20 protein-coding genes are annotated in these 19,994 nt (G+C 28.9%); 4 read left to right on the top strand and 16 right to left on the bottom strand.

The window, feature by feature from the left end:
- Nucleotides 1-84: 84 nt before the first annotated feature.
- The 4 genes from T483_RS0112405 to lexA form a co-directional block, all read right to left on the bottom strand.
- Nucleotides 85-1,545, bottom strand: a complete 1,461-nt coding sequence (locus T483_RS0112405) for an NADP-dependent glyceraldehyde-3-phosphate dehydrogenase (protein WP_026887143.1) — start codon at nucleotides 1,543-1,545, stop codon at nucleotides 85-87.
- Between the two features lie 268 nt (nucleotides 1,546-1,813).
- Nucleotides 1,814-2,593 carry an ABC transporter permease gene (locus T483_RS0112410; protein WP_026887144.1) on the bottom strand — a complete coding sequence of 260 codons (780 nt, stop codon included), beginning with the start codon at nucleotides 2,591-2,593 and terminating at the stop codon, nucleotides 1,814-1,816.
- Entirely contained in the window at nucleotides 2,586-3,221 is a 636-nt protein-coding gene (locus tag T483_RS0112415) for an ABC transporter ATP-binding protein (RefSeq protein ID WP_026887145.1), read from the bottom strand. The genes T483_RS0112410 and T483_RS0112415 overlap by 8 nt, the downstream gene beginning before the upstream one ends.
- Nucleotides 3,222-3,548: 327 nt before the next feature.
- Nucleotides 3,549-5,117 carry a transcriptional repressor LexA gene (gene lexA, locus T483_RS0112420; protein WP_026887146.1) on the bottom strand — a complete coding sequence of 523 codons (1,569 nt, stop codon included), beginning with the start codon at nucleotides 5,115-5,117 and terminating at the stop codon, nucleotides 3,549-3,551.
- Between the two features lie 251 nt (nucleotides 5,118-5,368).
- Here lexA and T483_RS0112425 point away from each other — a divergent pair, with 251 nt between their 5' ends.
- The 3 genes from T483_RS0112425 (at nucleotide 5,369) to T483_RS0112435 (ending at nucleotide 8,688) form a co-directional block, all read left to right on the top strand.
- On the top strand, nucleotides 5,369-6,157 hold the full coding sequence (locus T483_RS0112425) for a Cof-type HAD-IIB family hydrolase (RefSeq protein ID WP_026887147.1): 789 nt from the start codon (nucleotides 5,369-5,371) through the stop codon (nucleotides 6,155-6,157).
- 94 nt (nucleotides 6,158-6,251) lie between these two features.
- Complete coding sequence (locus tag T483_RS29070; RefSeq protein WP_051560368.1) at nucleotides 6,252-7,265, top strand: hypothetical protein; 1,014 nt, start codon at nucleotides 6,252-6,254, stop codon at nucleotides 7,263-7,265.
- Between the two features lie 88 nt (nucleotides 7,266-7,353).
- Nucleotides 7,354-8,688 carry a DNRLRE domain-containing protein gene (locus tag T483_RS0112435; protein WP_026887148.1) on the top strand — a complete coding sequence of 445 codons (1,335 nt, stop codon included), beginning with the start codon at nucleotides 7,354-7,356 and terminating at the stop codon, nucleotides 8,686-8,688.
- 111 nt (nucleotides 8,689-8,799) lie between these two features.
- On the opposite strand, the gene T483_RS0112440 is transcribed toward T483_RS0112435, so the two are convergent.
- The 5 genes from T483_RS0112440 to T483_RS0112460 are packed head-to-tail and all read right to left on the bottom strand — an operon-like array spanning nucleotide 8,800 to nucleotide 13,343.
- A complete protein-coding gene (locus T483_RS0112440) occupies nucleotides 8,800-9,441 on the bottom strand; it encodes a hypothetical protein (RefSeq protein ID WP_026887149.1) in 642 nt (213 codons plus the stop codon).
- A gap of 4 nt (nucleotides 9,442-9,445) precedes the next feature.
- Complete coding sequence (locus T483_RS30135) at nucleotides 9,446-10,231, bottom strand: glycosyltransferase (protein ID WP_051560370.1); 786 nt, start codon at nucleotides 10,229-10,231, stop codon at nucleotides 9,446-9,448.
- 18 nt (nucleotides 10,232-10,249) lie between these two features.
- Nucleotides 10,250-11,536 carry a protoporphyrinogen/coproporphyrinogen oxidase gene (locus T483_RS0112450; RefSeq protein ID WP_026887150.1) on the bottom strand — a complete coding sequence of 429 codons (1,287 nt, stop codon included), beginning with the start codon at nucleotides 11,534-11,536 and terminating at the stop codon, nucleotides 10,250-10,252.
- Between the two features lies 1 nt (nucleotide 11,537).
- Nucleotides 11,538-12,890 carry a lipopolysaccharide biosynthesis protein RfbH gene (gene rfbH, locus T483_RS0112455; RefSeq protein ID WP_035790136.1) on the bottom strand — a complete coding sequence of 451 codons (1,353 nt, stop codon included), beginning with the start codon at nucleotides 12,888-12,890 and terminating at the stop codon, nucleotides 11,538-11,540.
- A 3-nt stretch (nucleotides 12,891-12,893) separates the two neighbouring features.
- The gene (locus tag T483_RS0112460; RefSeq protein ID WP_026887152.1) at nucleotides 12,894-13,343 is read right to left on the bottom strand and encodes a dTDP-4-dehydrorhamnose 3,5-epimerase family protein; all 450 of its coding nucleotides are present in this window, start codon (nucleotides 13,341-13,343) and stop codon (nucleotides 12,894-12,896) included.
- A gap of 120 nt (nucleotides 13,344-13,463) precedes the next feature.
- Between T483_RS0112460 and T483_RS0112465 the strand changes: the two genes are divergently transcribed.
- Nucleotides 13,464-13,649, top strand: coding sequence for a hypothetical protein (locus T483_RS0112465; protein ID WP_026887153.1), 186 nt, complete (start codon nucleotides 13,464-13,466; stop codon nucleotides 13,647-13,649).
- Nucleotides 13,650-13,694: 45 nt separating this feature from the next.
- Here the strand turns inward: T483_RS0112465 and T483_RS29080 are convergent, their stop codons facing one another.
- The 7 genes from T483_RS29080 to rfbC form a co-directional block, all read right to left on the bottom strand.
- The gene (locus T483_RS29080) at nucleotides 13,695-14,423 is read right to left on the bottom strand and encodes a glycosyltransferase (protein WP_051560372.1); all 729 of its coding nucleotides are present in this window, start codon (nucleotides 14,421-14,423) and stop codon (nucleotides 13,695-13,697) included.
- Nucleotide 14,424: 1 nt separating this feature from the next.
- Complete coding sequence (locus T483_RS0112475) at nucleotides 14,425-15,375, bottom strand: NAD-dependent epimerase/dehydratase family protein (protein WP_026887154.1); 951 nt, start codon at nucleotides 15,373-15,375, stop codon at nucleotides 14,425-14,427.
- Between the two features lie 15 nt (nucleotides 15,376-15,390).
- The gene (gene rfbG / locus T483_RS0112480) at nucleotides 15,391-16,482 is read right to left on the bottom strand and encodes a CDP-glucose 4,6-dehydratase (protein ID WP_026887155.1); all 1,092 of its coding nucleotides are present in this window, start codon (nucleotides 16,480-16,482) and stop codon (nucleotides 15,391-15,393) included.
- Nucleotides 16,473-17,246 carry a sugar phosphate nucleotidyltransferase gene (locus T483_RS0112485; protein WP_026887156.1) on the bottom strand — a complete coding sequence of 258 codons (774 nt, stop codon included), beginning with the start codon at nucleotides 17,244-17,246 and terminating at the stop codon, nucleotides 16,473-16,475. The genes rfbG and T483_RS0112485 overlap by 10 nt, the downstream gene beginning before the upstream one ends.
- Nucleotides 17,247-17,433: 187 nt before the next feature.
- Entirely contained in the window at nucleotides 17,434-18,483 is a 1,050-nt protein-coding gene (gene rfbB, locus T483_RS0112490; protein ID WP_026887157.1) for a dTDP-glucose 4,6-dehydratase, read from the bottom strand.
- A 2-nt stretch (nucleotides 18,484-18,485) separates the two neighbouring features.
- Nucleotides 18,486-19,382, bottom strand: coding sequence for a dTDP-4-dehydrorhamnose reductase (rfbD, locus tag T483_RS0112495; RefSeq protein ID WP_026887158.1), 897 nt, complete (start codon nucleotides 19,380-19,382; stop codon nucleotides 18,486-18,488).
- Nucleotides 19,383-19,405: 23 nt separating this feature from the next.
- Nucleotides 19,406-19,981: a dTDP-4-dehydrorhamnose 3,5-epimerase gene (rfbC, locus tag T483_RS0112500; RefSeq protein ID WP_026887159.1), complete on the bottom strand. Its 576-nt coding sequence runs from the start codon at nucleotides 19,979-19,981 to the stop codon at nucleotides 19,406-19,408.
- Nucleotides 19,982-19,994 lie beyond the last annotated feature (13 nt).

Below are 19,994 nucleotides of genomic sequence, written 5' to 3' on the forward strand. Positions count from 1 at the left end.
AAGATTTTTTCATTTGATTTTATATCAACTCAACAAATCTTCAATAATTAAAAGTAGCTAATAATTTGTTCAAACTTTATGTGTTTATCTAACTAAATTTATTACTGTTGCTTTAGGTCTAGACATAGATTCAATTGAATATCTTATCCCTTGAGTGCCTATTCCGGAAGCTTTAACTCCTAGGAATGGGAAATGGTCTGGACCTCTCTCTGTTTTATTATTTACTTGTACTGTACCTACCTCTAATCTGTCAGCTACATAAAATGCATCATCTATATTTTTTGTAAATACTGCACTTTGAAGTCCGTATTCTGATCTATTTGCTATCTCAATAGCTTCATCTTTATCTTTTACTCTTATTATTGGAAGAACTGGTCCAAAAGGCTCTTCCCATGCAAGCCTCATATCAGTAGTAACATTATCAAAAAGTGTTGGATATATTAAATTACCTTCTCTATTTCCACCAACAATTAGATCTGCACCTTTATCTTTAGCGTCATCTATTAATTCCATAACATAATCAGCCGATTTAGTACTAATTAAGGGTACAATATCTACATCTTTTTCTAATGGATTTCCGACCACAAGTTTATTCATTTTCTCTTTAACTTTAGAAATTAATTTATCAGCAACTTTTTCTAATACTAAAATTCTTTTTACTGCAGTACATCTTTGGCCAGAGTATGAGTAACCACCTGCTACAATATTATTGGCAGCAAGCTCTAAGTCCGCATCTTCTAAAACTATAGCGGCATCTTTTCCCCCTAACTCCATTAAAAGTGGCACCATGCTAGTTAGTTTTGAAATTCTAACACCAACGTCTGTACTTCCAGTAAAATTAATAAAGTTTACCCCTTTATGAGTAACTGCGTAATCTCCTATTTCACTGCCTCTACCTGTAATTGTATTTAATACTCCATTTGGTACTCCTGCTTCCTGAAAAACTTTTGCTAAGTATAAGCCACATAGGCTACCTTGAGTAGCAGGTTTTAATACTAATGAGTTTCCTACAATTATTGCAGGCGCTATCTTTGATGCTGATAGGTTTATTGGGTAATTAAATGGAGATATTGCAAGAACTACTCCTAATGGTTCTCTATTTACAACTGAAATTTTATTTCTTTTAAATCCAGGGAAAGTATCTCCTGGTATACTTTCACCAGACATATTCTTAGCTGTATCAGCAGTAAATCTTATAAAATCTGCAGTTCTATGAATTTCAGACTTTGAGCTCTTTCTGTCTTTACCAATTTCTCTGACCATGATATCAACAAGTTCATCAGTTCTTTCAACTAAAATATCAGCTGCTTTATATAAGATTTCGGCTCTTTCACTTATTGGAACTTTACTCCATTCTTTTTGTCCAGCTTTTGCAATATTTATTACATTATCAACATCTTCCTTTGTCATAGCAGGAACTGTACCTATTAACGAATTATCAAGGGGCGAATAGATTTCAATTACTTTGTTATCTTTACTACCGACCCATTCACCATTTATTAAATTTTTAAAGTTATTATTTTCACATTTTATACAATTAAACATTCTTTCACCTCTTTAATACATTTTACTAATTAATATTAATTATCATTTAATAATATAATATACTAATTATTATATTATATCCATATAAATTAATAAAACTTAATAATTAATTTATTTTTTTATTGGAAATACGCTTGATGTTATAGAGTATGGAATATAAAAAATTACTTCCTATGAATTTTATGAAAAATTTAAGATTAAAATTCATATTAATTAAAACTTTAAGAATATTGAATAGATCTTCATATAAGGCTTATGAAAATATTAGTTATTTTAACCTGTTATCTTTAGTAAAAAATGTCCTGTATCCAAGAGTTACAAACAAAACAGTTGATACAGCAGTACTGCCTAATATAGCAAGCATTATGCCAATCTGATATTTTATTGCAGTAATAGGAAATGTTCCCGAAAGAATTTGTCCTGTCATCATTCCTGGTAAAGACACAATTCCCATAGTCAGCATGTTATTCATAGTTGGAAGGATGGCACTATCGAAAGCATTATTAACAATTTTCCTAGTAGCATCAAGTGGGCTTGCTCCAAGCATTAACGAATTTTCTATTTCAATTCTTTTATCTTCAAAATCACTACATAGCTTATTCGCCCCAAGTGCAATACCAGTCATGCTATTGCCAACAATCATGCCTGAAATAGGAATAAAATATTGAGGATTAAACCATGGACGAACACAAAGAACCACTATTATAAAAAAAGCTGCAGTTAAAAGAGCACCAAATGTCATTGAAAAAGCAATTATACTTTTTAATTCCTTTGACATTTGAACTTTCACTCTTTTTATTGAATTATAGATTGCAAAAGAAATCATAATTATAATCATAAAAGAAGTTAACCACCAACTTGGATTATTAAATACGAACATGAGAACATAGCCCATTATAGTAAGTTGTATTGTCATTCTAGTTGAAGCAATCAATATTTGTTTTTCTCTTTTGATGCCTCTTGATTTAAAAATAATAAGCATTATTAGTACAAAAACATATGCAATTGAAAGTTGGAGCACTGATAAATTCATGACTGCATTATTCATAATAAGATTTCACAACCTCTCCCTTTTCAATTCTCACTATTGAATTATTATATTTCTGCGCTATTTGCTCTGAATGAGTGATCATTATAAGTTCCTTATTGTTTTCTAACACAAACTTTGAAAAATTATCTATTATAAATTGCTCAGTATCTTTGTCTAGTGCAGCTGAAGGCTCGTCTAACAAATAGGTATCAGCATCCATCAACATTACTCTAGCTAGGCATAGTCGCTGTTTTTCCCCGCCAGAAAGGTTACCACATCCATCAGTGAGTTTTTTATTAAGCTCCACTCTTTCAAGAATTTCTTTCATTCTACTTTTTGACGCAGGAAGTTTTTTTGAAAATTCTAATCCGATTTGGAGATTATCTTCTATATTGCCACTATAAATGATAGGAGTTTGACCTAACATAACTACATTTCTACGTAATATTATTGTATCAATTTTAGAAATATCTTTATTATTATAAAGTATAACTCCTTCATCGGGTACGTTTAGACGGTTTAACATGCGAAGTAAAGTTGTCTTTCCACTACCAGAAGGCCCTACAACACATGTAATTCGCTTATCTATATTCAGAAATTTGATATCTAATATATTTCTAAATTTGATATTTTTAATTTCAAACATATTAATTCACTTCCTAACCATATAGCTTTTATAATAATTTCTGCACATATAATTCCAAATGATTGATGACATAAACTTTATTATAGATAAAAAAATCTCAGGCGACTATGGAGCCGGAGAATTTTTTCACGCATCTGCCTTTTCGAGCGCATGTGAGAAAAATTTGGCAGGCGAATAAGATTTCTTTTTTTTATTCTTTTTAAAATACCAAAACGATTCAATAAAACTTTTTTAAGTTATCAACAGATTTTACTGGAATATACTTTCTAAAGAATAAAAAAAACCTTGTAACAATTATACCAATAATTACAAGGTTTTTCACTAAATCTATGAATTTTTAATAAGCCCAATAGCTACACCTAAAACGTTAAATTGTTGATCATCTATAATAATTGGCTGATATTTGTCATTCTCAGGTATAAGAGCGATTTTTCCATCAATAACTTTATAAGTCTTAAGCGTTGCCTCACCTTCAATATCAACAGCAACAATATCTTTAATGCGTGGCATATTTTGCTTACTTATTACTACGTAATCTCCATCATAAATATTTTTATTTATCATAGAATCACCTTTAACTTTAAGCATGAAAACATCTTTTGAACTTCTTACCCAATCCTTTGGTAAAGAATAGCTATCCTCAATATATTCGTTAATTAAAATCGGATTACCCGCTGCAATTTCATTAAACACGGGAATATTTACTATGTCGTCAACTTTTTCTTCAAAGTTATTATAATCTACATATATTTCATCCACTGATCCTGAGTCTTTTATAAATCTGTGAGATACATTTCTCTTTAAATCTATATATTCTATAGAACCTAAAGTAAGAGATGAACTTGATGAAAAATTCTTATTTGCCTCGTCTTTTCGTAATAAATTCTTATTAGTCTCATTTTTTTGAATCAACTTATCACTGCTATCTACAAATTCTTCGATCTCTTCAACTTCTATTTCTTTGTAAGATTCATTCAAAGAAATACATTTTCCCTTCATATCATACCCTAAACTAGAAAAGTGGCGTCCCTTTACAAGCCAAGCATTAGGAATTGCAGTTTCAAAAGTATCCATAATAAATGTTATACTAGAATAAGATTTTTCATTATATAGTGATTTAAATAATTCTAATTGAACTTTCGTAAGTTGCTGACTATTATCTATGAATATGTGGGTATAATTAATTATTGGAGCTTTTTTTGCTTCATTTAAAGCTAAAAGTTCCATGTCTTGAACATCTATTTTATTAAGCTTTCTTAAGTTATTAGTATATTCTTCTAAAACTTCAAAAATAGCTTGTCTTTGTTTGGAGTTTCTTCTAAGAATTTTAGATATCTCAATGTTTAAATTATTAATTCTACCAACTCTATTAGCACTTTGATACTCTTCAAGATTTAGATAATCACATGATTTAATCCATTTAATCTCGTCTTGTATAAATTTAATATGGTCCAAATTTAATATAGCTGGCCTTTTCTTTCCGTACTTTTTAGACACTATACGTATTGCGTCTTTAAGCTCAGCTTCACGTTCTTCAAAAGATGCCAAAGTAAGATTTTCATTATTATTTTTTACATATTTATTTAAATAATAAGAGACTAAAGAATCTATTGTCCTTATTTCTAATTTATCACTATTATCTTCATCAAAGAAGCTATTTTGATGATATTTTTCACCTTCAATATTTCTATAGACAGAATAAAAATAATCAGAATATTCTTCGTTACAAGCTGCGACAAGAATTTTATCATCCTTAGATATACAGTAATTATTAAGTAGTGATGGAATCTTATGTATAAATGCAGTGGTTTTCCCAGACCCCTTTGGACCTTTTATTAATAGATGACCATTTGGCTTATTATTAATTAGTTTTATTTGTTTTTTGTCAAATTTCATATTTCTCCCCTCCTTTTTTCATTTAATTTCACCTTATAAATCGAACATAAATTCTTAATTATTTTGTAATTATACTATACTTAATAGCTTTATGTAAAGTTTAGAGAAATAGAGTGAATTTGTCTATCAATTACCGAAAAATCTTTAAATAACTACTCAAACATTGTATTAATTTTATAAAATAGTTATAATAAACAAAGTAAAATAAGCCAGCTTTAATATATATACAAACGAAAAAGGAAGGTGACATAATGGAATCCAATATTATATTTTTTGATATTGATGGAACATTATTTAATGAAAAGACTTATACAGTCCCTAATAGTGCTAAGGAAGCTCTAAAAAAAGCACAAGAAAATGGACATCTAATCTTCATTAATACGGGGAGAACAATTATAGGAATTGATGATTGTGTTAAAGAACTAAATTTTGATGGTTATGTTTGTGGATGTGGAACTTACATAGAATTTAAAAATAAAGAAATACTACATAGAAATCTTGGAATAGATTTATCAAAAGAAATTGTAGCCAAGCTTCGCAAATATAATATCGATGCTATATTAGAAGGTAAGAATGATATTTATTACGATACCAATATACATTCTAAAGAAGTTCTTAGAATCAAAGAACGTCACATAAGGGAAGGATTTTATAAAGGTAAAACCTTTGATGACGCTGAAATTAACTTTGATAAATTTGTAATTTGGACTAATGAAAATAGTAATTTTGAAAGCTTTCATAATGAATTCAAAAGTTTATTTGAATTTATACATCGTGGTGAAGGCTTTTATGAATTAGTTCCTTTAGGATTATCCAAGGCATCAGGTATAGAATACTTAATAAATTATTTAGATATTCACCACGAAAACACATATGCTATTGGTGATAGTACCAATGATCTATCTATGCTTAAATATGTGAAAAACAGTATTGCTATGGGAAATAGTACTCCATTATTATTTGACTTAGTATCATTTGTCACAAAGGATATTGAGGATGATGGAATTAAATATGCTTTAAAACACTACAATATTATATAGAAAATTATTTATTTTTAGTTCCTCCTAAAAGAAATGTATAAAATAGCCCGTCGCTAAATATACATAGTAGAAGAAATCTTTTAGGAGGAATTTTATGTCCTTTATAAGAAAATTTGAGACTTTAATAAGAAAATCAAATAAGGACATTGCTAACATAAATTTGGATAAAGGTATTGAAATATATAACTATTCTCCTGAATTTAATTTAATATCATCAAAAAAAATATTAGAAGGAAGTTATACTTTTGCCGACCTTTGTTTCGATATAAATGAAGACGACACTATATATGGTTTAGTAAGTATACAAAAGAGTAATCTTATGTATTTATATATAAATGATAAAATTATTCTAAAAAATGTGCTGCTAAATTATAATTCCAATGTCTTTACAATTAAGTTCCCTTATATAAAAAAAATAGATGGCAATATCCATATTTTTTATTATTTGGTTAATAACTCAGGAATTTATTACACATTGATTCATTATTATAATATAAATGGAAAATGGGTAAAAAACGAAATAGATACTTCTAATTATAAAATACTAAGTAATTTTTCTGTGATATTTAAAGACTCTATGCCTATAATATTTTATTTTAAAGTAGTTAATAACTGTGAAGAACTATTTGTATCTATTTTTGATTTAAATATAAATAGCTGGTCTACCCCTTGCCAAGTAACAAATTCTAATAAATCTAAAGTATATTTATCTGTTATTATGGATTCTAAGAATAATTGTCATATCGCATTTTCTGAGAATAATTCGCGTAGATATTATTGCACCTACATAAAAGGATATATAAATGACAATCAATTTATCATTTATAACTATCAAACTATAAGCAAGACTGTTGCATGTACGTTCCCTAATCTAATACAATTGAAAAATATGCTTTATCTTCAATGGATAGAATACTCAAATTTATATACGAGCACTTCGTACGATATGGGGAAAACATGGTTGAATCCTTTTGCAGATAATTTAGCATATAACAATCCTTTTAAATGCTATAGTTATAAGTCAAATTATCATAATGATATAATAGATAACTCATCAGCTATATTTGCATATAATAACTCTCTAGAAATACTAGGACTCAAAAAATAAATTTATATTGGTATATAAGCAAAAGCACCTAATAATATAAAATTTCATAGTATAATATGAAACCTTTAAAATTTAAGGAGTAGTAAAAGTGGAAAATTCAATTAAAGCTATTTGTAATACTTCAACATACTTGGATAAATATCATTCGAATAAAAACTTTTCAAGTAACGATTCATTACTCGTTGGTTCCATAAACAATAGGTCATTAGGGAATAATCGCTATATTTCTTTATTAAATTTTCAAATATCTGAATTACATCCTGACTCTATAAAGAAAGTATATTTATATTTGTTTATTGAAGATATCAAACTAGATTTTAAAAATTCCTTTAGCTTTGGCGTTTTGGGCAACTATGGGAATATGGATATAACCGCCATTGATTGGTCAAACTTGCCAAAAAAGAATTATACAAAGTTATTAAATCATATAGTACATGGCTATAATATGGGATATTATTTAAAAATTAATGTTACTTCATTAATTAGATCTCTAGCAACTCATAACGAAAGCTACAATATATTTTTACTTCCTCAAAATCAGGATTCTAATTCAATTATTAAGTTATCTTCATTCGAGTCAAAATACCCTCCATATTTAGATATAATAACATATAATACAGATTCGGCAAATAATATAGATTTATCTGAAGAACTTAATATTGAAACTTATATTGAAGAACCTGTTGAAGAGAATACTTACGATGATGAGGAGACTGAGACTAATAATTCTGAAGACATTTCTACCTCAAAGGAATCTTCAAATGTTGAAAGAGATAGTATAAAGAATCAAGAAGAGGTTACATTAATTAATCATCTGCTTAATAAAGTTATGGAGATCTTAGTAAATCAAGATCTGAAAATGAACTCTTTAAACTCTTACAATGAATCTTTAAGTGAAGAGATACACAGCTTATCAAATAAACTTGCGAATATTGATGATAAGATATCTTCATTAGATGAGAATTCTACTAATTTAAAACAAAATGATATTGAAACGTTAAATATAAATATGTCATCATTAAATGAGGTCTTAGTAAATCAAGATTTGAAACTAAATTCTCTGAACTCTTACACTGAATCTTTAGGCCAAGAAATAAACAGCCTATCAAACAAAGTCGCAAATATCGATGATAAGATATCTCTATTAGATGAAAATTCTACCAATTTAAAACAAAATGATATTGAAACATTAAATATAAATATGTCATCATTAAATAATGAGCTGTTAGAGTTAAAAGCTTTACTGCCTAATTTAAGCATAAATCTTGAGAGTCTAAAGGAAGCAATCAATGACTTTACTAAGACAGAGAAACTTGACTTTTCTAATTTGAACTCTGTCAGCTCTCAGTTATTAGAATTGTCGTCAAATTTGAATTCACTAACAAAATTGATTGGTTCCGTATCAGTTGAACCCATAAACTAGACTACAATAAAAAATGATTCAACATGTCTTTTATAAATAAAGTTCTTGTTCAGGTAATAGTGTAATTATTTGAGCAAGAACTTTAATAATATGCTCTATTATTATTTGAATTTAGCATATATCTTTATTAAATACTACTTTCATTTTACCTAGAATCAAAATCCCAACACGTATCATTATATACTCTTCACAATTTACATCATAAAAACTTATATATTTTTTTTCTTTGCAATACTTACAATTAATATTTTTTATACATGCTTTATCATATAAAGTAACCTTTGGATAAGAACTATTTTTGCATATATCGCTATTGCCGCAATTTATTAAAATTCTACTTGTAGCAATGGAGTATACCCTAATAAAGTCTTTAATAAATGATTGATTATTTGGCATAGGATATTTGTCTATATAGCATCTTGTCTTGTATAAATGATTATATCTATTATAGATTTTTATGCAGAATGAAACTTTATATTTTATTATCACTTCTATATATTTGTTATTACCTCTAGTTATAGTACTTATGCTCTCAATTTTAGAACTTTTAATACTGACCGAGTTTTTCTTCAAAATTATTTTTTTTACATCATAAGGAGCATAAATTTTGCTATTTGGAACAATGATTCTTCCGTCCGGTGTCCCACCAGTGAAGCGAAATTCATATGGCTCATCAGAGTATATGCAGCAATTCTTATCATAACAGCATATATTTTTAAAACAATTATTTTTACGGCATTTTTTATATTTCAACAGATCACCCCATAAATTCACTTATTATTGGATTAATAATATCTTTATTTATTGGATCACTTAAATAATATGTCCATTCATTTGTAAACCACTCTTCAGAAGAAGTTAGAGTATTTTTCGAGTGGACGTGCCATGCATAATTCAAGCCATCTAAATATTCTTTATTAGGCATACTCCAAGCGGTTCCCATCTGGATATCTAGCTTGTCTGTAATTATGCTTGGTACATTTCCATTTATATATTCTTTAGTTTTATAAATTAAGGTATAACAAGATGTCACTTTTGCACTACATATAAATAACTTGTCATTAAATGAATCATATAGATATCCCCATTGATTCAATAGTGAAGTTGTTTCAGGCTTAGGAATATAATCATATAGCTTCTGAACATATGATTTATGATACATATCATCTGAATCAATTCTCACAAAATATACATCTTCACTTCCTATGATTTTTTCTTTTATAAATATGTCTGCCATGTTCTTGCTGATGAAAACAATATTTTGTGGCATTGGACCATATTTACTTATTTCCGAAAATATAAGTTCTTCACTTCCTTCACTATATAAAACACAAGCTGTGAAATCTTGATTTGTTTGATTTATTAGGCTTCTATAGGTATAGTTCATAAATATATTTATTCTATTTTTTATCCAAATCTCATCTTCTCTTTCTTTATCTACAGTATCAAAATATCCGCGTATATCATTTTTTTCTTCATACTCGACTTCCTCATAGCTTGCAATATTTAATGGTATTAGAATTATAATACTCTTATTCTTCATTAAAGTTCATCTCCTATTTTAGTTTCCTACTCTACATTTGATTTTGTTTATCGCATTTTTTCCACTTAATAAGCTTTGATCACTCCAAAGATAATCCCATTGACCAAATCTACCAGCACAATAAATTTGATTTTTCTCATAGAAATCTATTATATAATCCCTATTTTTTATGGTATCTCTATAAAAGATCACATTTGTATAATCTAAACTTCTAATATCAGAAAGTATTACACTATTTCTTGAAGCAATTTTAGCTTTCTCAATGAAGTCATAGATATTATTAATTATTTTTTCATTTGAGCATTTTAATGGTTTGGTTTTGCAACTGTATATTTCAAATTGAATTGTACTATATCCTGGTTTAATATTATTTAACGATTTTTTGCCTGGCAAATATGCTCTTGCTGGAAGTATATCTTCATCATAAATATAAAACCAAATATCATCAAAATTTAATTCTCCTTCAATAACTAATGAAACTAAAATTGCCGAAGTTGCTCTTAAATCTTCAGCTCTACTTTTTATATCTTTACTAATATCTTTCGTAATAGACGTTAGTTCAGTAAGAGGTATAGTGCTAACTAAAAATTCATAATCAACCTTATCTCCATTATTAAATTCAATTGTTTTATTTTTCAAATCTAATGAAATAGCTTCCGCATTAAATACAATATTACACTTATTAATCATTGGTTTTAAAAACTCTTTATATCCTCCGGTAATTGGATATCTCATTTCTTTTGCATAATACGTATTTGGCGTATCATCAGTAAGTGCACCATAAATAACCTCTTCAAGACTTGGAGTATATACCCTATTTTTAATCCATGATATATCCATATTCTCAGCATTTTCACACCAATACTTTCTAGTATATTTTAAGAAAAAATTATCTGTTATATATTCTCCATATTTACTATATAGCCAATTTTTATAATTCATATCTTCAGTATTTACCTTATTTTTATCACAAAAACTCACTATTGCTTTAACCTTTTCTTCAATAGGAAGGCTAAAGAGATTATTTTGTATCGGATGTTTAAACCACCTATAATTGCTAATATTTTTAGGGTGTGGTTCAAAAGATCTATGCGGAACTTTATCAAAAATATACCTAACTTCGCTATCTCTAGTAAAAGATAAATGAATGCCTTTATCAAAAATAAAATCATCAAGCTGGAAGTTATCGCATATGCCTCCATAGGAATTATCTTTTTCATATATAATAGTTTGATTACTTTCATCATAGTAATTTGCTGCAATTCCTGTTATACCAGCTCCTAATATTACTATACTTTTATCCATTTTAAATCTTTAATCCTGTGGCTATATTTTTAAAGAAGTCTTCTATAGTACTAATCATATAGTCCATCATTTCAGTGGTAATTCCAGGATAAACACCAATAAAAAATGTTGATGAAAGTACTTGAGTGGAATTGCTTAATTCTCCTACGATTTTATGATTAATGTTTTTATATGCTGGTTGATTTAATATATTTCCTGCAAATAGCATTCTTGTTTCAATACCTCTTGATTCTAGAAAACGAACAAAATCTCGTCTTGTAAAGCCAACATTATCTCGTACTGTTATTGGAAATGAAAACCAAGCTGGATCAGCTTTTTTATATGATCTAGGAAGAATAACTTTATCTTCATATTTTTTTAAGCAATTATATAGTTTCTTGAAATTTTCTTTTCGCTTTTGAATAAAAACTGGTAATTTTTCTAACTGTTTTATTCCCATTGCACATTGAATATCTAGTGGCTTTAAATTATATCCAATATTAGTATAAATATATTTATGGTCATAACCTTCCGGCATGTTTCCGAATTTGAAATCAAATCTATGATTGCAGGCCCCATTTGGATTTTTTTCATCTTGTTGACAATAACATGCCCTTCCCCAATCTCTAATTGAAAGAGCTATTCTACTAAGCTCTGGATTATTTGTGCATATTGCGCCACCTTCACCCATAGTGATATGATGAGCAGCATAGAAGCTATAAGTTGAAAAATCCCCAAAAGTGCCACAAAATCCTCCATCATAGGTTGATCCTAATGCATCACAAGTATCTTCTATAATATATAATTTATTCTTTTCTGCAATTTCCATTATTGCATCCATATCAGCAGGATTTCCTAATGTATGAGCGAATATTATTGCTCTTGTCTTATCCGTTATTGCTTGCTCAATTAATTTTGGATCTATATTATACGTCCCTTGTTCCACATCAACAAACACAGGTTTAAGATTGTTTTGTATTAAGGGATTTAATGTTGTTGGAAATGTAACTGCTGTAGTAATTACTTCATCACCGTCATTTAAGGGATTAATGAGTTGCCTAGAGCATAAACTTGACACGGCAATTAAATTTGCAGACGAACCCGAATTAGTTACCAAGCAATTTTTTATTCCTAGAAAGTTTTTAAATGCATCGGTGAATTCTATACTCTTTCTACCTAATGTCAGCCAAAAATCAAGAGCAGAATCTACAACTGCTACCATTTCATTTTCATCAAATACTCTTCCTGAATAATGAATTTTAGTCTTCCCTTCAATAAAATTTTCAGATTCTTTTCTTACCCTATATATATCTTTAACTTTATCTAGAACTTCCTTGCGTATTGAATTTTCATCCTGTATAAAAATTTCACTCATATTTTATCTATCCCTCACATTCCAATCATATTTAATGAAAGATTTCCATGGATCCATTCTTAACATCTCATCATCCTTATGATTTACTGTTATTAAATCTGCTACTATAGCATACTCATCACCAACAGTTCTAAATCCATTCCATACTCCAGCTGGAATCTGAACTAAGCAATAATTTTCTGTCCCCATATATATTTCCATAAGCTCGTTGGTAGTACTTGAATTTTCTCTAGAATCGTACAATACAAGTTTTATCATTCCTTTGATTACTGCATAGTTAAGAACCGCTTTTTTATGCAGATGCCAGCCTTTAACAACGTTTGGGTATATTGTAGAAAAATATATTTCTCCAAACCCTTTAAAATCCTCATCAGTACTCTCTTGCATTTTTAAAATAGTTCCTCTATCGTCAGGTATTTTATTTAATTTTTTTATAACTACTCCATCTATCAAATTGTGACGCTCCTAAAACAAACTTTATTATAATATATGTAATATATGCCTTATATGTTAAACTATATACAGTTTTCTACATATAATGCTATAAAATGATTTAATTAGGAGATGCATCAAATGGACAAAGTGAGATGTTTAGTTGTTTCTGATTTCACCGCTATTGGCGGTATTATTATAAAGGCAGGAACTATATGTGAAGTGTTAAATGATGGGGAAGAATTTATATGGATAAATCCTTATATAAAAGAAGCAGATGAAGAAATTCCTATTCCAATTTTAAAATCTCATGTTAGATTTCTATAACAATTAATAAGGTGGTAATTTACCACCTTGTAAGTTTTTTATGGATTATTCACCTATATATTCAGATATTATTTTGTTTACAACTTCTATATCTTCAGAAGCATCATCTACCTGAGTGAACCAATTATTAAAGCTTGTAATTGTATTTTTACCATGAACATGCCATAAATAATTTCTCTTTTCTATAAATTCATGTGGAACTCTAATAGCTATATACTGTTCATTATCAATATCTGTAAAATCCGGGTTGTATATTTTGTCTTTTAAATAGTCTTGTGTTTTATAAATAAAAGTATAAAATGTTACAACCTTACAAAAACATTTACCTATTGACTTATTTATTGAATCATAAATATATCCACTTCTATTAATTAAGGACACAGTTCCTGGCTTTGGATTATAGTCATATAATTGTTGTATAAATGTTTTATGATAAGCATCATCTGAATCTAACCTTACAAAATAGACATATTCATAGTCTTTCAAATATTCTTTTATTTCGTCACTATACTTAGACTTCATAACAAAATGGACATTACTTGGAAGAGGATCATACTTATTCAGCGCTGACTTTATCAGCTCATCAGTAGCATCTTCATAGCAAAGAAAGAAGTTAAACTCCTGATTAGTTTGTAACTTTAAACTTCTGAGTGTAAATTCTTGGAATACTTTAATTCTATAATTTATCCATTCTTTAGTATAGCGATCTCGCCCATTTTGTATATATGGTTTAACATTAAACATACTAGTTATTATCACAGTTTTATTTTTCATTTTACACTCCACTCTCTATAAATTGTTCAAATGTTTCTTTTATCTCATCCTTAATGTTACAATTAGGCTTATACCCAATTGATTTTATTTTGGATATATCAAATACATAATCCATTTCTTCATTTAATTGATTAAGTTGTTGGTTGTGGATTATTTCAATATTTTTACCTTTTAAAAGTTCTTCCCCAACGCTTTTTACGATTTCTGCAATTTCATTTATAGAATAATTTCTCTCTCCACCTATATTAAATACACTATATCTTTGTTTTTGTTTCTTTATGATAATATCCATTGCATTACACAAATCTTTGATAGACAAAAAATTTCTTGTCTGATTTCCCGATGAATTTATTACGATATTACTACTTTTAAAAGCTTGCGATATGAAGTTATTTGGCACAATACTCCATCGTTCAATTTCTTTAAAAAGTGGTCCCGTACAAAGATTTGCAAGCCTTATAGAAGTCCCAACCATATCGTAATTATTTGAATAACGTTTTGTAAGTAGTTCTCCAAAGTAATGAGTCATTCCATACAAAGTTGATGCTTCGATATTGCTTTTTTCGTTTATTGTTCCCGCAAGGCTTGAACTTCCATATACATGAAATGTTGAAACGTAGATAAATCTTCTTATTCCTAATCTAGTACATATATTGAGTATATTCTCAGTGCCATACGTGTTGATTTCAATGGACTCCTTAGGCAATTTTTTACACTTCACCTCATTAGCTGCTGCACAATGTATGACACAATCATACTTATTTCCACTTAATTTTGAAAGTAGTTTTTCATCAGTTATATCGGCGATTACTACATTAAAATTTTTAACCCACTCAGCCATATACACCGGAATTTTTCTTCCAATAATTGTTACTTTGTTTCCTTTTAAAGAGAGATATTCTGCACAATAACTTCCTAAATATCCAAATCCGCCTGTAATTAAAATATTCATATTATTACCCTGCCTCTACTCAAAACTTTTGTCCTCTATAGTTTCTATCTGTTTCATGCATAGCTCATAAATATCGCTATTTTTATAGCCTTTATACCATTCAACAGTCATCTTAAGTGCTTCATCTATGCTTAATATAGGCTTCCACTTGATATATTTCTTAGCTTTCGTGCAATCAATACTTAATAGCTCTGCTTCATGGGGACCGCTCCCTTGAGAAATTATAAAATCACCCTCGCCCCAAAGCTTTATTGTTCTAGAAACAATATCTTTAACTGTTAAAATATCATTTGAATTTGGTCCAAAGTTCCAGGCTCCAATAAATTCAGATTCATGTGAAATCAAATGATTACCTAGCATCAGATATCCTCTTAACGGTTCTAAAACGTGCTGCCAAGGCCTTATTGCAACTGGATTTCTTATTACTATGGGAACTCTATTTTGCAATGATCTTATTATATCCGGAATAATTCTATCCTTGCTCCAATCTCCTCCGCCAATTACATTTCCAGCCCTTACAGTTGCAATAAATTTCCCATGATCTTTGCATTCATTAGGATTGAAAAAGCAATTTATATATGATCCAGTAACAAGCTCTGCACAAGCTTTACTACAGCTATACGGATCATATCCCCCGAGTCTATCAGTTTCTTTATATCCCCATATCTGATTTATATTTTCATAGCATTTATCTGAAGTTATGATAATCCCAGCTTGGACACTTTTGCTTTTTCGTATACATTCAAGTATATTTATAGTTCCCTTTATATTAATATCAAAAGTTTCTACTGGCATTTCATAAGATAATCTTACTAATGGTTGTGCGGCGAGATGAAATACAACTTCAGGCTCATATTTATTAAATATATTTTCCATTTCATCTAAATTTCTAATATCATTACGTAGGTCAACTATTTTATTACTTAATTTAGCTAATACAAAATTATCATATTTTGTATATGGGTCTTTAGATACTCCAATTACACTAGCTCCAGCTTTTAGTAACCACATACATAGCCACGATCCCTTAAAGCCAGTATGTCCTGTTACTAGTACTTTTTTACCTTTGTATTTATCAAGATTTAATCTTTTGTCTTCTACTCCCATATCTTCCACTTACCTTCTCCCGTATTATATAGATTATTTATATCTTCTACATCTTTGGCTGTGTCTACAGCTTTCCAAAAACCGTAATGATTAAACACTGATACTTGCCTATCTTTAACGAGACTTCTTAAAGGTTCTTGCTCAAACATACAGTCTTCATTAGGAATATAGTCTAGAGCCTTTTTATTAATAACCATATATCCACCGTTAATTATTGTATCCTTGATTGGTTTTTCTTCAAAATTTTCTACTATTCCATTATTAGTTTTTAATTCGCCAAAAGTTGATACAGGATTAATTCCTGTTAAAGTTACATACGTACCTTTATTTTTATGATACTCAAGTAAATCGTTTATATTAACATCGCTTAATCCGTCGCCGTATGTCATAAAAAATTCTTCGCCTTCAATATAATCGCTAACCCTCTTTAGTCTTGTTGCTGTTTTCGCTTCCAGTCCAGTATCAACAAGGGTTATAGACCATTTTTCTTTTTCTCCATCCAAATATTTTATTTTATAATCATCATCACACATTGTTATTGTGAAATTTCTATTAAGAATAAGCATATTAGCAAAGTACTGTTTAATTAATTCTCCTTTATATCCAAGACATAAAATAAAATGATCATAGCCGTAATGGTAATAAGTCTTCATTATATGCCATATAATAGGTCTATCTCCTACTGTTACAAGAGGCTTAGGAATTCTTTCACTGTATTCTCTCATCCTCATTCCTTTTCCACCACATAATATTACAACATCCATATCTTTAGCACCTCATTTTCTATTCGTAGTATTTTATAATATGATTCAATTACTTCTTATGTTACTTTATAAACACGAATTTGCTCTATTGCATAACATACTATTAAAAAAATAAAAAAGCATCATAATAATGCTTTTTTAGATTAAATATAAATTTAGGCAATTCTTAAAAAGAAATTGGATTATACTACTTATACATGTTTTTATAATATTTTTGGTAATCACCAGAGGTTACATTTTTCATCCATTCTTTGTTATCTAAATACCATTTAATTGTTTTTTTAATCCCAACTTCAAAAGTAGTTTCTGGATACCACCCTAGCTCCTTTTTTATTTTATCTGGTGCTATCCCATATCTCCTATCATGTCCTTTTCTATCCTCAACATATTTTATTAAGCTTTCGCTTACATTTTTATCTACATTTTCATTAATATAAGAAATAACTGTTTTTACAATCTGTATATTAGTTCTTTCGTTATGACCACCAATATTATATATCTCTCCTATCCTGCCATCATTAATTACCATATCAATAGCTTTCACATGATCTTCTACAAAAAGCCAGTCTCTTATATTCATTCCATCTCCATAGACAGGAAGTTTCTTATGATTTAAACAATTATTTATTAATAACGGAATTAACTTTTCTGGAAATTGAAAAGGTCCATAATTATTTGAGCATCTTGTTATATTTATTGGCATTTTGTACGTATCATAATAAGCCTTAACTATTAAATCTGCCCCCGCCTTGCTTGAAGAATATGGACTATGAGGATCTAATGGACTTGTTTCCTTAAAAAATCCTTTAGAGCCTAACGAGCCATAAACTTCATCTGTTGATACTTGAAGAAATTTAACGCCTTCTTCAAATCCTTGATCATTTTCCCAAGCATTTTTTGCACAATTGAGGATATTAACAGTACCAAGTATATTTGTTTTCGCAAACACTTCAGGTTCTTTTATACTTCTATCAACATGGGATTCTGCTGCAAAATGGACAACATAATTTATATGATATTTCTTAAAAAGTATTGCAACTAATTCTTTATCACAAATATCTCCTTGAACAAATTCATATCTTTTATCATTCTCTATTGATTTAAGATTTTCTAAATTCCCTGCATAAGTTAACTTATCTAAATTTATTATATTAATATCTTCGTATTTATTTAGCATATATAAAATAAAATTTGACCCTATAAATCCAGCGCCACCTGTAACTAAATAAGTTTTCATGACTACAACTCCTTTATTTCCTTGCCTAATTTACTTATAAATGCTTCTATTGCATCTTTCCAATCTCTCATTTCATCGCCAACAGTATTTCTTAACATCATATTATCAAGAGACGAATATTGGGGTCTTTTTGCCTGAGTCTTATATTCTTCAGAAGTACAAGGTCTTACTTCACATTCTTCTCCAGATAATTTAACAATTCTTTTAGCAAATTCATACCATGTACACTCGCCATTATTGGTACAATGATATATTCCGTAACCATCTGTTTCTATTAGCTTCAAGATATGATATGCTAAATCATTAGCATAAGTGGGATTTCCCATTTGATCATTCACAACATTAATATGGTTTTTCTCTTTAGAAAGTTTCATTATTGTATAAACAAAATTACTTCCTACATAACCATAAAGCCACGCTGTTCTTACAATAAAATGCTTTGAACATAATAGCTGCACATATTGCTCTCCTAGAAATTTAGTTTTACCATATACACTAGATGGTGAAGCTAAATCATATTCTTTCAATGGCTTATGAGTATTTTCGTTAAACACATAATCGGTAGAAACTTGTACTAGTTTAGCGCCTATTGAGTCACAAGCTATAGCAAGATTTCTTGGTCCTATTGAGTTAACCCTAAACGCAAAATCCTCATCAATTTCGCATCTATCAACATTGGTAGCTGCAGCGCAATTTATTACAACTTCTGGCTTTAAATAAGTTAGTACCTCTCTAACTTTGACTAAATTCGTTATATCCAGCTCATCTACGTCAAAGACAATAACCTCAGATAGCTTTATACTTTCTGATATTTCGCCTATATCAGCTCTTCCGACTTTTATTATTTCCGTAATCTCTCTGCCTAATTGTCCTTTTGCTCCAGTTATTAATATTTTCATTGTCAAATACGCACCTCTTTTAACTAGATATTATAATCTGGATATTCCCTTAGATCTATCTCGTTTATACCTATATTAACTTTGTCTTTTTCTGATAAAATTACCTTATTAACTTTGTCTAAAGGCCATGCAATATTTATATTAGGATCATTCCATTTGATACCTTCTTCGTACTCAGGTGCATAAAAATCTGTACACTTATAATTAAATATAGCTTCATCAGAAAGTACTAAAAATCCATGTGCAAAACCTTCTGGAATATAAAATAACTTTTTATTTTCTTCACTTAAAATGATTCCTTCCCATTTACCGTATGTTTTTGAACCATTTCTTAAATCAACAGCTACATCAAAAACCTCACCTTTACTTACTCTAATAAGTTTTCCCTGACTATGCCTTTTCTGAAAATGAAGTCCTCTTAAAACTCCTTTAGTGGACCTTGATTCATTATCTTGGACAAAATTCATATTTAGTCCTACTGCTTCAAAATGTTTTCTGTTATAAGTTTCCATAAAATAGCCTCTATTGTCTCCAAAAATCTTTGGTTCTATTACATATACTCCACTTATCTTGGTTTCAATAAAATTGAAATTTCCCATACGTCACCTCTTA

Source organism: Clostridium beijerinckii HUN142 (assembly GCF_000621745.1).
Taxonomy (GTDB): domain Bacteria; phylum Bacillota; class Clostridia; order Clostridiales; family Clostridiaceae; genus Clostridium; species Clostridium beijerinckii_A.

Bases quoted from the DNA above. Each gene is read 5' to 3' on its own strand.
- T483_RS0112405 (WP_026887143.1), bottom strand. From the start codon at position 1,545: ATGTTTAATTGTATAAAATGTGAAAATAATAACTTTAAAAATTTAATA.
- T483_RS0112410 (WP_026887144.1), bottom strand. From the start codon at position 2,593: ATGAATAATGCAGTCATGAATTTATCAGTGCTCCAACTTTCAATTGCA.
- T483_RS0112415 (WP_026887145.1), bottom strand. From the start codon at position 3,221: ATGTTTGAAATTAAAAATATCAAATTTAGAAATATATTAGATATCAAA.
- lexA (WP_026887146.1), bottom strand. From the start codon at position 5,117: ATGAAATTTGACAAAAAACAAATAAAACTAATTAATAATAAGCCAAAT.
- T483_RS0112425 (WP_026887147.1), top strand. From the start codon at position 5,369: ATGGAATCCAATATTATATTTTTTGATATTGATGGAACATTATTTAAT.
- T483_RS29070 (WP_051560368.1), top strand. From the start codon at position 6,252: ATGTCCTTTATAAGAAAATTTGAGACTTTAATAAGAAAATCAAATAAG.
- T483_RS30135 (WP_051560370.1), bottom strand. From the start codon at position 10,231: ATGAAGAATAAGAGTATTATAATTCTAATACCATTAAATATTGCAAGC.
- T483_RS0112450 (WP_026887150.1), bottom strand. From the start codon at position 11,536: ATGGATAAAAGTATAGTAATATTAGGAGCTGGTATAACAGGAATTGCA.
- rfbH (WP_035790136.1), bottom strand. From the start codon at position 12,890: ATGAGTGAAATTTTTATACAGGATGAAAATTCAATACGCAAGGAAGTT.
- T483_RS0112465 (WP_026887153.1), top strand. From the start codon at position 13,464: ATGGACAAAGTGAGATGTTTAGTTGTTTCTGATTTCACCGCTATTGGC.
- T483_RS29080 (WP_051560372.1), bottom strand. From the start codon at position 14,423: ATGAAAAATAAAACTGTGATAATAACTAGTATGTTTAATGTTAAACCA.
- T483_RS0112475 (WP_026887154.1), bottom strand. From the start codon at position 15,375: ATGAATATTTTAATTACAGGCGGATTTGGATATTTAGGAAGTTATTGT.
- rfbG (WP_026887155.1), bottom strand. From the start codon at position 16,482: ATGGGAGTAGAAGACAAAAGATTAAATCTTGATAAATACAAAGGTAAA.
- T483_RS0112485 (WP_026887156.1), bottom strand. From the start codon at position 17,246: ATGGATGTTGTAATATTATGTGGTGGAAAAGGAATGAGGATGAGAGAA.
- rfbB (WP_026887157.1), bottom strand. From the start codon at position 18,483: ATGAAAACTTATTTAGTTACAGGTGGCGCTGGATTTATAGGGTCAAAT.
- rfbD (WP_026887158.1), bottom strand. From the start codon at position 19,382: ATGAAAATATTAATAACTGGAGCAAAAGGACAATTAGGCAGAGAGATT.
- rfbC (WP_026887159.1), bottom strand. From the start codon at position 19,981: ATGGGAAATTTCAATTTTATTGAAACCAAGATAAGTGGAGTATATGTA.